General features: G+C 43.5%; 12 protein-coding genes. 9 read left to right on the forward strand and 3 right to left on the reverse strand.

The annotated features are described in order from the left end of the window. The first annotated feature begins 984 nt into the window (after positions 1-984). From P6940_RS05100 to P6940_RS05110, 3 genes are all read left to right on the forward strand, one after another. Positions 985-1,191 (forward strand): hypothetical protein, encoded by a 207-nt coding sequence (locus tag P6940_RS05100; RefSeq protein ID WP_277293405.1) that lies wholly within the window; start codon positions 985-987, stop codon positions 1,189-1,191. An 84-nt stretch (positions 1,192-1,275) separates the two neighbouring features. After that, positions 1,276-1,944: a DsbA family oxidoreductase gene (locus tag P6940_RS05105; protein ID WP_277293406.1), complete on the forward strand. Its 669-nt coding sequence runs from the start codon at positions 1,276-1,278 to the stop codon at positions 1,942-1,944. A 71-nt stretch (positions 1,945-2,015) separates the two neighbouring features. Then, positions 2,016-2,465 carry an RrF2 family transcriptional regulator gene (locus P6940_RS05110; protein WP_277293460.1) on the forward strand — a complete coding sequence of 150 codons (450 nt, stop codon included), beginning with the start codon at positions 2,016-2,018 and terminating at the stop codon, positions 2,463-2,465. Positions 2,466-3,048: 583 nt separating this feature from the next. On the opposite strand, the gene P6940_RS05115 is transcribed toward P6940_RS05110, so the two are convergent. From P6940_RS05115 to ispE, 3 genes are all read right to left on the reverse strand, one after another. Next, on the reverse strand, positions 3,049-4,488 hold the full coding sequence (locus P6940_RS05115) for an alanine/glycine:cation symporter family protein (RefSeq protein WP_277293461.1): 1,440 nt from the start codon (positions 4,486-4,488) through the stop codon (positions 3,049-3,051). Between the two features lie 177 nt (positions 4,489-4,665). Continuing rightward, on the reverse strand, positions 4,666-5,379 hold the full coding sequence (locus P6940_RS05120; RefSeq protein ID WP_038114028.1) for a GntR family transcriptional regulator: 714 nt from the start codon (positions 5,377-5,379) through the stop codon (positions 4,666-4,668). Further along, positions 5,376-6,266, reverse strand: a complete 891-nt coding sequence (ispE, locus tag P6940_RS05125; RefSeq protein WP_277293407.1) for a 4-(cytidine 5'-diphospho)-2-C-methyl-D-erythritol kinase — start codon at positions 6,264-6,266, stop codon at positions 5,376-5,378. Before ispE ends, P6940_RS05120 begins: the two co-directional genes overlap by 4 nt. Positions 6,267-6,556: 290 nt before the next feature. Between ispE and P6940_RS05130 the strand changes: the two genes are divergently transcribed. From P6940_RS05130 to P6940_RS05155, 6 genes are all read left to right on the forward strand, one after another. Further along, positions 6,557-8,182, forward strand: coding sequence for a phosphoglucomutase (locus P6940_RS05130; protein WP_277293408.1), 1,626 nt, complete (start codon positions 6,557-6,559; stop codon positions 8,180-8,182). Positions 8,183-8,310: 128 nt separating this feature from the next. Continuing rightward, positions 8,311-8,580 (forward strand): ACT domain-containing protein, encoded by a 270-nt coding sequence (locus P6940_RS05135; RefSeq protein WP_038152577.1) that lies wholly within the window; start codon positions 8,311-8,313, stop codon positions 8,578-8,580. Between the two features lie 9 nt (positions 8,581-8,589). Next, positions 8,590-9,948 (forward strand): PFL family protein, encoded by a 1,359-nt coding sequence (locus P6940_RS05140; RefSeq protein WP_277293409.1) that lies wholly within the window; start codon positions 8,590-8,592, stop codon positions 9,946-9,948. A gap of 31 nt (positions 9,949-9,979) precedes the next feature. Next, complete coding sequence (locus P6940_RS05145) at positions 9,980-11,155, forward strand: glycosyltransferase family 4 protein (RefSeq protein WP_081936446.1); 1,176 nt, start codon at positions 9,980-9,982, stop codon at positions 11,153-11,155. 27 nt (positions 11,156-11,182) lie between these two features. Then, positions 11,183-12,340 carry a non-hydrolyzing UDP-N-acetylglucosamine 2-epimerase gene (wecB, locus tag P6940_RS05150; RefSeq protein WP_277293410.1) on the forward strand — a complete coding sequence of 386 codons (1,158 nt, stop codon included), beginning with the start codon at positions 11,183-11,185 and terminating at the stop codon, positions 12,338-12,340. Positions 12,341-12,564: 224 nt separating this feature from the next. Further along, on the forward strand, positions 12,565-12,798 hold the full coding sequence (locus P6940_RS05155; protein ID WP_038152574.1) for an AtpZ/AtpI family protein: 234 nt from the start codon (positions 12,565-12,567) through the stop codon (positions 12,796-12,798). Positions 12,799-12,822: the final 24 nt, after the last annotated feature.

Genomic DNA, 12,822 nt, shown 5'->3' on the forward strand with positions numbered 1-12,822 from the left:
CAGCGAGGGCGGTATAACAAGTAGCAGTTTTAATCAATGGGGCCTATGGTGAAAGTTAGCGATAAAGGGTTAGAAAATTAGTTTTTATGAATGTCAGGATATACTTTTACTTACTGATGCGATACATGGTAAGGGGACTAGCGAGTGGCTACCTATGGGTTCAGCGAGGGCGGTATAACAAGTAGCAGTTTTTAATCAATGGGGCCTATGGTGAAAGCTAGCGATAGAGGGTTAGAAAATTAGTTTTTTATGAATGTTAGGATATACTGTTACTTACTGATGCGATACATGGTAAGGGGGACTAGCGAGTGGCTACGTATGGATTCAGCGAGGGCGGTATAACAAGTAGCAGTTTTAATCAATGGGCGGCCTATGGTGAAAGTTATCGATAAGGGGTTAGACATGGAGTAGTTTTTATGCATGTAAGGATATCCTTGTAATCGATTCATGCGGTAGTTAACCGCATATCATGGTGGTGAGTTGAAGCCTCAACATTTTAAGCTACCTATGCGGTAGTTAACGGCGCATTTTAGGGTAGTTACTGGCGCATTTTATTTCTAAGCTACCTATGCGGTAGTTAACTTCAAAATTGCGAGGTGGAGAAACCGCTAAATTTTCTAAGCTACCTATGCGGTAGTTAATGATATAACGCGTGCTGCTATAAATATGGCTTTTCTAAGCACCTATGCGATACATGATACATGATACGGGTACACATCGAATGGTTACGTATGGATATAGGAACGTTAGCATAGAGCGTTCACTTTCACTTGTCTCTAGTGTATACTATAACTATATAGGGGTATAGGACAAAACGTGCTATACATCTAACCCCATGAATTGTTAAAAGAATAATCATATTATGCGCACCAATCCATACAATGGCATCTTTCCATGTGGGGTCGAGTTGTCTAACCTGGATTGTACAATCATGGTAATATATATAGCAGAGATAATAGCATAGGTGTTCCTAAGGAGGTTCTTATGAGACAACCATTTTTATCGAAAAAATCGTTAGCTAATAGTCTTGCTGTTTGCGCTAGTACAGCGGTAGGGTATTGGGTGAAAGATAAGTCGCATCGCACAGTAGGCGATCATGTAGCACTCGGTGCCAGTGTGCTTGGTGTCGGTGTCACTGCTTTGGGGGCCGCGGCGTTGGTGCTTGGTAAGATTAAAAAAGTGGCGAAATAGTACGTGTGTGGAATGGACTTTCAATACGTGAGTAGCCATGATATACTATATGGACGTATGTAGTTATTGTAAAAGGTGGAAATTATGAGAATTACCTATTGGTCAGATTTTGCAGATCCTTATTGTTATATTGGAAGAAAGCGTATGCTACAAGCAATCCGCGAGATTGGTGAAGAAGATCGTATTGAATTGGAAATGCGTTGTTTCGAAATTGATAAAGAATCGCCGATAGAAACTACGGAAACGATGGTAGAATCGTTGATGAGACGTTTTCATGCGTCGCAAGAGGAATGTGAAGCTAAGGTAGCAGAAATTGATGCGATGGGGCAAGGCGAAGATAGCCGTTTTAGTTATCGTAAGGCGACGCGCACTAATACGATGGATGCACATTGTTTGGTAAAGTATGCTTGGTTTATTCGTGATGAACAGCGATTTGAGCGCATGGAGCGAATCGTGGATGCCTTATTTGAGGCTAATTATATTTATCATGAAAATCTAGCGGACCGTGAAGTATTACTTCGCATTGCTCATGAGGTAGGTCTTGCGGTGGATGATGTTCGCCATATGTTGGAAACAGGCGACAATCAAGTTGATGTGCGTGATGATGAAGCGATTGCTAAGGATTTAGAAATCAGTCGTGTGCCATTTTTTGTGCTAGATTATCAACAAGGGTTTTCTGGCGTAGGGACAGTAGAAGATTATAAAGAGGCGTTACAAAATTCTTTATGGGAACGAGAAGAACCACATCAATGATGTGTTCGATACGGCGTGTGTAACGATGTATTGCAGTGAACATGGGGACTTTACAAGAGAGGTAATAGGTGATGAGAATTTCAACGAAGGGGCGCTATGCATTGCGAATCTTGCTGGATTTAGCACAACAAGATACAAAGAAACCAGTTTCCTTGCGATCCATTGCAGATCGTCAACACATTTCAGAAAAATATTTAGAAGGCATTGTATCACGGTTGAGCGCGGCTCAATTGGTGCGTAGCATCCGCGGAAAATATGGGGGTTATACACTATCGAGAGCACCATCAGAATATACCATATTGGATATTTTATTAGCTACGGAAGACTCGATGGCCATCATTGCTAGCCTCGATGAAGGCGTTGCCACAGAAACTGCCGTGACGGATATAGCCGTCGGCTTTTGGGCGGGCTTGCAAAATTATATTCATGACTATTTACAAAGCGTTACCCTAGAAGATATATTACAAGGCACCTATGCTAAACTAGATGACAAATACGATCACTACTATGGGTTAATTTAGATGGCACTAGCAGTGGTGATCTGGTCGATATCGTTCTTGAGAAGGGCGTCGACGTATTCTTGATAGTATAAGGTAGAATCAAGTGAGTAACAATCAGAATCACAATTAACATACATGGTAATATCTAAGTATGCATGCAATGGATATCGCAAAATAAAGAAGAAATATAGTATACAAAGAAATATAAAGATAGTAAAAAATCCTAATAGCATTTGATAATTAGTGATTTGGGATTATACGATTAGGTCAGGAAACATACGATGCCCTGGCCATTTTTTATGGAGCATGCACATGCAAGAATATAATCCTCTAGGTAACATATAAAGATTGAATGTGGTAAAAGGACGGTAGCGCTACCGTCCTTTTATGTTCAAAATAAAAAGTGTAAGTGTTTAGAGGAATAGTGTATTAGATCAAGGACAGTAGGTAACAAAAACTGAATGTAGTAGAAGGGCTGTACATCATCATAGGCATAGTCTTTCATAGCTTACCATGGATAGAGCATAAAAAATCACCTACCACTATCGTGAGTTACTTACTTTCACGATAGTAGTAGGTGATTGTTCGTTAGACATAAATCGTATTATTTTTTATGATCCGGTACATAGTTATCAGTTTGGTTGTCGCCCCACCAAAAGATACCGCTTTGGTCGGGTAGTACGGATTTATTAAATTGTGGTTCTTTAATACCTGCGCGTTTTTGCGCGATATAATCGTTTAGAGCTACGACGGCTTGCTTACCAAGTAAGACGATAGCCGTTACGTTTGTCAATATGAGGCACGCCATGAATAAGTCGGCCATGTTCCATACGAGTTCTAACGATGAGATACAGCCAATGAATACCATGGCTACTACGAGAAGACGGAAAATGTTTAATACGTATTTTTTATCGGTCATATGAGTAATGTTTACTTCCCCATAGTAGTAGTTACCGATGAGAGAGCTAAAGCAGAACATCATGATGAACACGGCTAACGCGTAGGGAGCCCATGGTCCTAGTTCTTGAGCTAGGTTATGTTGTACGAGGGCCACACCGGTCAAACCAGTGGTGGAATAATCACCGATGACTAATACGATGAATGCGGAAGAGGTACAAATAAACATGGTATCCACGAATACGCCGAAAGCTTGTACGAGGCCTTGTTTTACTGGATGGGATACATTGGCAGTAGCGGCCGCATTTGGCACAGACCCTTCACCGGCTTCGTTGGTAAATAAGCCACGCTTGATGCCGTTAATCATGGTAGCACCTAGGAAACCGCCACCAGCAGCGTAGGGATCGAGGGCGGAAGCGAAAATGCTATAAATGACATGCGGAAAATGCTCGATGTTGGCAATGATGACATATAAAGCGGTGCCGATATAGAGCAAGGCCATGATAGGTACGATGACTTCACAGGCTTTGGCCACACGAGTGATACTACCAAATACGATGATGCCGGTTAAGATGGCCGCTATGATGCCAGTATAGGCTACGTCGATGTGGAATGTTTCGAGTGACAAGGCTAATGTATTGGCTTGTACGGAGTTATAGATAAGACCGTAGGTAATTGAAATGAGTACAGCGAACAATACGGCGAACCATTTGCTTTTAAGGCCATAGCGAATGTAGTAAGCTGGGCCACCGTAGAAACCGCCATTGGGTAAAGGTTCTTTATAGATTTGGGCTAGCGTACTTTCAATAAAGCCAGTAGCCGCACCGATTAAGGCAATCACCCACATCCAAAATATCGCACCAGGACCGCCTAGCACTACGGCAATGGCGATGCCTGCAATGTTCCCTACCCCTACGCGAGAGGCGGTACTTACGCAAAAGGCTTGGAACGAGGATACGTGATTGTTTTTTGTTTTTGTACCGACCCCATCACCTAATAGACGAATCATTTCAGGAATTTGACGAAGTTGTACGAGTTTTGTGGTACAGGTAAACCAAAGACCGGCACCAATTAAAATAAAGATGATCAAATAATTCCATAGGTATCCGTTAATGTCGGATACAAGATTGTTGAGTGCAGATTCCAATGCAAACATTCCTTTCTCTTGAAAATATAACATAAAGCATATATAAAGGTATCTTTACCAATTATATCAATCGATACTATACGGTGAGTGACTAGGATGGTGAACCTGTTGTCACGACTGATAGCTATAAGGTTATTGTGAATCTACTCTAATAAGAGATTCACTATTGTCCCATGATTATAGTTGTAAGGATGCTTCTACATCATGGGCTGTTTCTCTATCTTCCATACCCGTTAATAGGGCTTGTTCGGAATGTTCCATGTGAATGCGAGCTATTTTTCTAGCTTGTAAGGCGTTGTGAGCGCCGATAGCCTCTACAAGCTGGCGATGTTCTTCCCAGGTTTTCGCCAAACGCCCAGGCTGATTCATGGATACAGAACGGAAACGAATGATTTGTTCGCGCAGATTATGCACAATTTCTGCTAATCGATCATTGCGCGATGCCTTGTATAAGACTTCGTGAAATTTTATGTCCGCGTCTACGATGCGGTCCATATCTTTGCTCTCTATATGGTCGCTAATTTCTACCAACATGCGCTCTAGTTCTTCAATTTCTTCTTCCGTAATGCGTTCGGCTGCGAGCCCTGCCGCCAATTCTTCTAGGGCCGATCGAATCTCAAAGACTTGCGTAATGTCTTTGAGGGAAATGTTGGCCACATAGGTGCCGCGGCGTGGAATCATAACGACGAAACCTTCCAGTTCAAGTTTGCGAATGGCCTCGCGAATCGGTGTGCGACTGACGCCGAGTTCTTCGGCCAAGGGAATTTCCATCAACCGTTCACCCGGTTGTAACACGCCATCTTGAATGGCTTGACGCAAGGTTTCGCTTACTACTTCACGCAGTGGTTTATAGGCATCTAATTTGATAGGTTGTAATCGTGTATCTTTCATGATTGCTCTAGATCCTCCTCTGTACAAGTTTTTGTAATGAGTGTTAGCCAATCGTGATTCGCGGCCTTAACTTCTTCTTGTAAGGCGAGGGCATCACGGGCTGTATCTAACAGAACGATCATCGTAGGACCGCTACCCGTCATGATAGTATCATACCCTCTGGTGGTAAAGAATTCTTTACAAATTCGTAATTCATCATGAATGGGGAATAGCAATTCTTCAAAGGTATTGGCGCTGGCTCTGAAAGCCCCTATAAAGTCTTGGTTTTGATAATGATTGACGACGGTGTCAATGGTGCCAGTAGAAATTTGACTGGACCCATCAAAGCGATGGTACGCTTGCGCCGTTGATACCGATAGGGTTGGTTTGACTACCAATAGCCAATGCGCCTTTGGTAGGGGCAAGGCTTCTAGTACGTCGCCACGACTGGTGCCACGGGCCGCGCCACCTTTTACTAGGAAGGGTACGTCCGCCCCTAAGGTGCGGGCAATGGATAGCAATTCGTCGTCGGTAAGTCGTAGGTCCCAAAAACGATTTAATCCGAGTAGCATTGCCGCCGCATCGGCGCTACCACCGCCAAGACCAGCCGCAGGCGGTACTCGTTTTAGTAGATGAATGGCTGCACCCAATTGGCAACCTGTATAGTCTTGGATGGCACGGAGTGCTTTCATAGCCAGGTTGCTTTCATCATAGGGAATCATGTTTGCCATATAGGCAGGTAGTTCTGGGGCCATTCCTGAAAATACGACGGAATGGTGACGGGCAAAATAAATAGAATCGCCTAATCGTATGGATTGAAAGATAGTATCAATGGCGTGGTATCCATCATCGCGCTTGTGTAAGATGGCGAGACCAACATTAATTTTGCTATGGCTCAGTTGTTCCAAGACAATCTCCTTTACGTGTTCTTTATTGAAATAAAACATTAATTAGTATAAGATTAGCATATATAATGCCACATGTAAGGTGGTAAGTATGGATAGGAACCATAGTATATTGACTATGTTCTATAGAAAACAATGTGCATCTATGAATCTCGTGATGGTTCATACATTGACATATGTTATTAGTAGTATTATATAATATGGTAACGTATTAAGTATAGTCTATATGACATGTAAAATTCAATGTTTCTAGTAAAGTTATGTAACATAGATTGAAAAGAAAGGCGGTACGTATGGCACACGAATTAGCAGGTACAGTGGTGCGCGCAGAAGATATCATCGATGTGATGGCACTATGTGATGCCTATCAACACAGAATGCCAGATGTGCATGATGCCTCGCAATTAGTAGCATTTGGTACATCGGGTCATCGAGGTAAAGCCTTGGAGGGCAGTTTTAATGATTTACATGTGGCGGCGATTACGCAAGCCATTTGTGATGGCCGCAATAAATTTGGCGCTAATGCTCAGTGCTTTGTGGGACAAGATACGCATGCCTTATCGCAAGAGGCACTGGTAACGGTATTAGAAGTGTTAGCTGGTAATGGGGTAGTGGCGGCTGTCGATAAAGACGGTGGCTTTGTGCCAACTCCATCTATATCGCGCGCCATTCTTCGCTATAATGGAGAGCACGATGAAAAAGCGGATGGCATTATTATCACGCCGTCTCATAATTCGCCAGACTGTGGGGGTATTAAGTACAATCCGATTCATGGAGGTCCCGCCGATACGACGATTACCCAATGGATTGAAACGCGTGCCAACGACTATTTGTTAGCTGGCGGTGAAGGGATACAACGAATTTCCGTCGATAATATGGCGCCGTCTGTACAAATTCCTTATGACTATAAAGGGTTATATGTGGAAGAATTACAAGGGATTGTCAATATGGACGCCATTAAAGCGGGCCAGTTACACATCCTCGTCAATGCCCTCGGTGGCAGTGGAAGCGCCTATTGGAAGGCGATTCGTGACCGCTATGGATTATCCTTAGACATCATTCACGATGAGTACGACCCTACATTTAGTTTTATGACCTATGACCATGATGGCGTGATTCGCATGGATTGCTCCTCTCCCTATGCGATGGCACCAGTGATTGCACAGATTGGTAACTATGACTTGGCGGTGGGAAATGATCCCGATTATGATCGATACGGTGTGGTGACCCATGAAGGGTTGTTGCCAGCCAATCATTTTTTAGTGGCCGCCAGTGCCTACTTGTTCACCACTCGTGGTTGGAAGGATAAAGGGATTGGAAAAACAGTAGTGGTTACGTCTCTTGTAGATGCGTGGGCCACAAGTCATCATGTGCCAGTCTATGAAGTGCCCGTAGGGTTTAAATATTTTGCGCCCCTATTGTTTGACGGGACCATTGGCATCGGTGGTGAAGAAAGTGCAGGCGCCAGTTTCCTACAAAAAGACGGCACTGTGTGGACTACGGATAAAGATGGCATCGTGATGGCGCTCTTGGCTATGGAAATGCTAGCCGTAACGGGTAAAACACCGGAACAAATGTATCGGTCACTAACAGAAGAATACGGGAAGCCAGTATATGGCCGTATGGATGCACCGTGCAGCAAAGAGGCTAAAACGTTATTACAATCTTTAGCACCTAGTGATGTAACTGCAACGGACCTAAATGGTGAACCAATTGTTACTATGCGCACCACATCCACCTATGATGATTTGCCGATTAAGGGACTCTACATTGCTACCAAACGAGGTTGGCTAGTGGCGAGACCGTCAGGTACGGAAGACCTTTACAAAGTATACGGTGAAAGTCTAGATGGCCCAGAAGGTCTTGATGCCTTACTTCGGGCAGGGGAAGAACTTGTATCGTCTGTGATTGGTGGATAGTGAACGTAAAGGCCACATGATGATGGAACGTATAATTATTTGTGAATAGTATGTGATAATGGGCAATCTATGCTATAATTAGAAAGAGTATTTTGAGAGGCTAGGCTTAAAGAAAAGGTTGTGAAATCATGAAATTGGTAATTACGGTAGTCGGAATTGACCGCGTAGGCATTATTGCTGGCGTTAGCAATGTGTTGGCGGATAACAATATAAATATTGAGTCGATTAATCAAACAATTTTAGATGGATTTTTTAATATGATTATGATGTGCACCATGCAGGATACAGTGGACTTAGAAACGGTACAAGCAAAATTAACTGAGTTAGGAACAACGTTAGGTGTAGAAATTCGTGCACAACATGCGGACATTTTTTTGAGCATGCATCGTGTAGGTTAGGTGGCAACTATGTTATCAATTGAGAATATTTTAGAAACGAACGCTATGATTCATGAGAATAAGTTAGACGTTCGCACGATTACTATGGGGATTAGCCTCTTAGAATGTGCCCATAGCGACGGAAAACAATTATGTGACCGCATCTATGACCGCATTACGAAAGAAGCGGAACAATTAGTGGCGACGGGCGAAGCGATTGAACGTGAGTTCGGGGTACCGATTATCAATAAACGGGTGTCCGTCACACCGATTTCGCTAGTAGCTGCTAGCAGTGATTTAACTACCTATGTACCAGTAGCACAGGCGCTAGATAGAGCGGCTAAAGCGGTGGGAATTAATTTTATCGGCGGCTTTTCTGCCTTAGTGTCGAAAGGGTGTACGAAAGCGGATCGCATTTTGCTAGCTTCGATTCCAGAGGCCTTGGCCTCTACCGACATCGTGTGCAGTTCTGTAGGCATCGGATCTACGAAAGCGGGCATTAATATGAATGCTGTACGCGACATGGGACAGATTGTAAAGCAAACGGCTGCATTAACAAAGGATAACGATGCCCTAGGGTGCGCTAAATTAGTAGTTTTTTGTAATCCTGTAGAAGATAATCCATTTATGGCAGGCGCCTTTCACGGCGTAACAGAAGCGGATACTACGATTAGCGTCGGTGTTAGCGGACCAGGTGTGGTAAAACACGCCTTAGAAAGTGTGCGTGGCGAAACTTTCGATGTAGTAGCGGAAACGATTAAGCGAACCGCTTTCAAAATTACCCGTGTGGGACAATTGGTGGCACAAGAGGCGTCACATCGCTTAGGTAAAAAGTTCGGTATCATCGATTTGTCCTTGGCACCAACGCCAGCAGTAGGCGATTCGGTGGCCCACGTACTCGAAGAAATGGGAATCACGTCCTGTGGGGCACATGGTACAACGGCGGCGCTAGCCTTATTAAATGATGCGGTAAAAAAAGGTGGCCTTATGGCGTCCTCTCATGTGGGCGGTTTGAGCGGTGCCTTTATTCCTGTTAGCGAAGATGCGGGCATGATTGACGCCGTATCATGTGGTAGTTTATCACTCGAAAAATTGGAAGCCATGACCTGTGTATGCTCGGTAGGACTTGATATGATTGCCGTACCAGGTGATACAACGGCAGAAACGATTTCGGCCATTATTGCCGATGAAGCAGCTATTGGCATGATTAATAATAAAACAACGGCGGTGCGCTTGATTCCAGTGCCAGGCAAAACGGTAGGTGATACCGTTGAATTTGGCGGTTTATTGGGATATTGTCCGATTGTGGAAGTCAGTCCATTCAGCTCGGAAGAATTTATTCGCCGCGGTGGTCGTATTCCAGCACCAATTCGCAGTTTGACAAATTGATGTATCCATTGCATCACAAGGAGGTGTGATAATGGCGATAACGGTGTATATAGTAGCGTTCTTAGTGGCATTGGCCATTACCTATGTGATCACACCGATAGTTAGTAAATTGGCCATAAAAATAGGTGCTATTGATAAACCAGATGCACGAAAAGTACATCACGGAGTGATTCCTCGACTAGGAGGATTGGCGATTTGTATCGGATATATGGCGTCGGTCCTATGGAATGTGCCACATACGCATAGTTTATTCGGCTTATTGTTGGGCTCCACTATTTTGGTGATTGTAGGTATTTGGGACGATGTGAAACAAATCGATCCGAAAACGAAATTGATGGGGCAAATCATTGCGGCCGCTGTACTGGTGGCCTATGGCATTCGCGTTGACTTCTTGGCAATTCCTTGGGGTGGCATGCTGTATCTAGAATATTGGTCGGTACCGCTTACCATTTTTTGGATTGTCGGGTTTACCAATATTGTAAACCTCATCGATGGCCTTGATGGCTTGGCAGCAGGTATTTCTTTTATTGCCTGTATCGCTATCGGCATTGTAACGTTTCAAATGGGACAATATGAACTTACCTGTATTACCCTAGCCTTAGCAGGGTCGGCGTGTGGATTTTTGCGGTATAACTTTAATCCAGCAAAAATTTTCATGGGTGATACGGGGAGCATGTTGCTAGGTTATACGTTGGCAGCTATTTCTGTGATGGGCGCCGTGAAAACGGCGGCAGTAGCGGCATTGGTAGTGCCGGTTATCGTGTTGGGGTTACCTATATTGGATACTCTATTTGCCATCATTCGTCGTAAAATTAGTGGACGACCTATTTTCAAGCCTGATAAAAGTCATGTCCATCATAGATTGTTAGCACAAGGACTCACACAAAAGCAAACCGTACTATTGATGTATGTCATTACGGCACTGTTAGCCAGTGTAGCCGTTGTAACGGCGGAAGTAAATGCCATCGTTGGTACGATTCTCGTCATACTATTCATTGTTGTGGCGGTCATCGTGGCGCGACGCATTGGCGTTATTTCACGAACAGATGCGGCGGATAACCCCCTAGATAAGAAAGGGCAGCCGATCATTAACGTGCCGGCGACACCGAATTTACTAGAACCTAATGAATTTGAATTGACCCGTCCATTGCATACGATGGATGATATTGATGTATTAGATAAGCAGATTGATTCTGAACAAAAATAATACACACCTATAGGAGGAATGTAGGGTATGTTGAAAGTTATGACCATATTCGGTACACGACCAGAGGCGATTAAAATGGCTCCTGTCGTGAAAGCATTAGAAGCAGCACCAGATATGGAATCCATTGTAACCGTAACAGCACAACATCGTGACATGTTAGATCAGGTGTTACACGTGTTTAAGATTACCCCTGATTATGATTTAAATATTATGAGTCAAGGACAAACCTTGTATGATGTAACAACGCGGGCTTTGATGGGCCTCAAAGATGTGTTAGAACAGGCACAGCCTGATGTGGTATTGGTCCATGGCGATACGACGACCACCTTTGCTGGTGCGTTAGCGGCATTCTATCAAGAAATTCCTGTAGGACATGTAGAAGCGGGACTTAGAACGGGTAATATTTACTCTCCTTTTCCAGAAGAAATGAATCGCAAATTAACAGGTTCCTTAGCAACCTACCATTTTGCACCAACTGATGGATCGAAGCAGAACTTGCTAACAGAAAATGTAGGCAACGAACATATCTATGTAACAGGTAATACCGTCATCGACGCACTGCAAATGACGGTACAAGATGGATATCACTTTGAAGATGATGATCTGAATACCTTGGATTATGAAGGCAAACGCATTGTTCTTGTTACGACACATCGCCGAGAAAATTTAGGCGAACCAATGCGCCATGTGTACCGTGCGATTCGTCAATTGGTAGATGACTTTGACGATATTCAAGTCGTATTTCCAGTTCATAAAAATCCAAAAGTACGACAAGTGGTAAAAGAAGAATTGGGACACGTCGATCGCGTTAGCTTAATTAATCCGTTAGATTATGAACCGTTTGCTAACTTGATGGCTCGTTCGTACTTGGTGTTAACTGATTCAGGAGGCATTCAAGAAGAAGCACCGTCCTTAGGAAAACCAGTGCTCGTATTGCGGAATACGACGGAGCGACCAGAAGCAGTCGTGGCAGGTACGGTACATTTAGTAGGAACCGATAGAGAACGCGTTTATAAAGAAGCCTACACTCTATTGGCGGACGAGAAAGCCTATAAACAGATGTCGAATGCGGTCAATCCGTATGGTGATGGCAAGGCGACACAGAGAATCTTACAAGCTTTGCGCCATGAGTTCTTAGGCACCGCTGCACGTCCCGACTATTTTGGAAATAATTGTAAGAAATAGGATAGGGTGCTATGAATAAAAGTTGCTACAACTCCAATACTATTACATTTACTCATGACTTAATATTATGCGTATACTCTTAATTGAGATTATCATTGATGGCCTAGGGCCTGTAAAATTAGAAAAAATTGATACTGTTATTCATAGGATATATTAGAGTTTTTTTTCAAATGCGAGTATATTAAGCATGTAAGTATTACCTACGATAAGGGGGTGCTACTTGAGTGAATCAAAATGATACGCATGATGATACACGTGATGAACAAGTATCGCGCTTAAAAGCTATCGCCGTAGCCACGTCGGCAGGATTTACGATACTGTCCAGTATCGGTGGCTTTTTATGGCTCGGCTGGTGGTGTGATACAGAGTTCAATACGGCACCAGTAGGTATGTTAATAGGTGGGCTCGTAGGAGGATTTGGTGGACTCTATCTCATGTATAGACAACTGAATCAATAAGGTATAGCCTAAATTTATAATGAA

This window comes from Veillonella montpellierensis (assembly GCF_947090115.1).
In the GTDB taxonomy this organism is placed as follows: domain Bacteria; phylum Bacillota; class Negativicutes; order Veillonellales; family Veillonellaceae; genus Veillonella; species Veillonella montpellierensis.

Coding starts and splice junctions, on each gene's coding strand:
- P6940_RS05100 (WP_277293405.1), top strand. CDS start 985: ATGAGACAACCATTTTTATCGAAAAAATCGTTAGCTAATAGTCTTGCT.
- P6940_RS05105 (WP_277293406.1), top strand. CDS start 1,276: ATGAGAATTACCTATTGGTCAGATTTTGCAGATCCTTATTGTTATATT.
- P6940_RS05110 (WP_277293460.1), top strand. CDS start 2,016: ATGAGAATTTCAACGAAGGGGCGCTATGCATTGCGAATCTTGCTGGAT.
- P6940_RS05120 (WP_038114028.1), bottom strand. CDS start 5,379: ATGAAAGATACACGATTACAACCTATCAAATTAGATGCCTATAAACCA.
- P6940_RS05130 (WP_277293408.1), top strand. CDS start 6,557: ATGGCACACGAATTAGCAGGTACAGTGGTGCGCGCAGAAGATATCATC.
- P6940_RS05135 (WP_038152577.1), top strand. CDS start 8,311: ATGAAATTGGTAATTACGGTAGTCGGAATTGACCGCGTAGGCATTATT.
- P6940_RS05140 (WP_277293409.1), top strand. CDS start 8,590: ATGTTATCAATTGAGAATATTTTAGAAACGAACGCTATGATTCATGAG.
- P6940_RS05145 (WP_081936446.1), top strand. CDS start 9,980: ATGGCGATAACGGTGTATATAGTAGCGTTCTTAGTGGCATTGGCCATT.
- wecB (WP_277293410.1), top strand. CDS start 11,183: ATGTTGAAAGTTATGACCATATTCGGTACACGACCAGAGGCGATTAAA.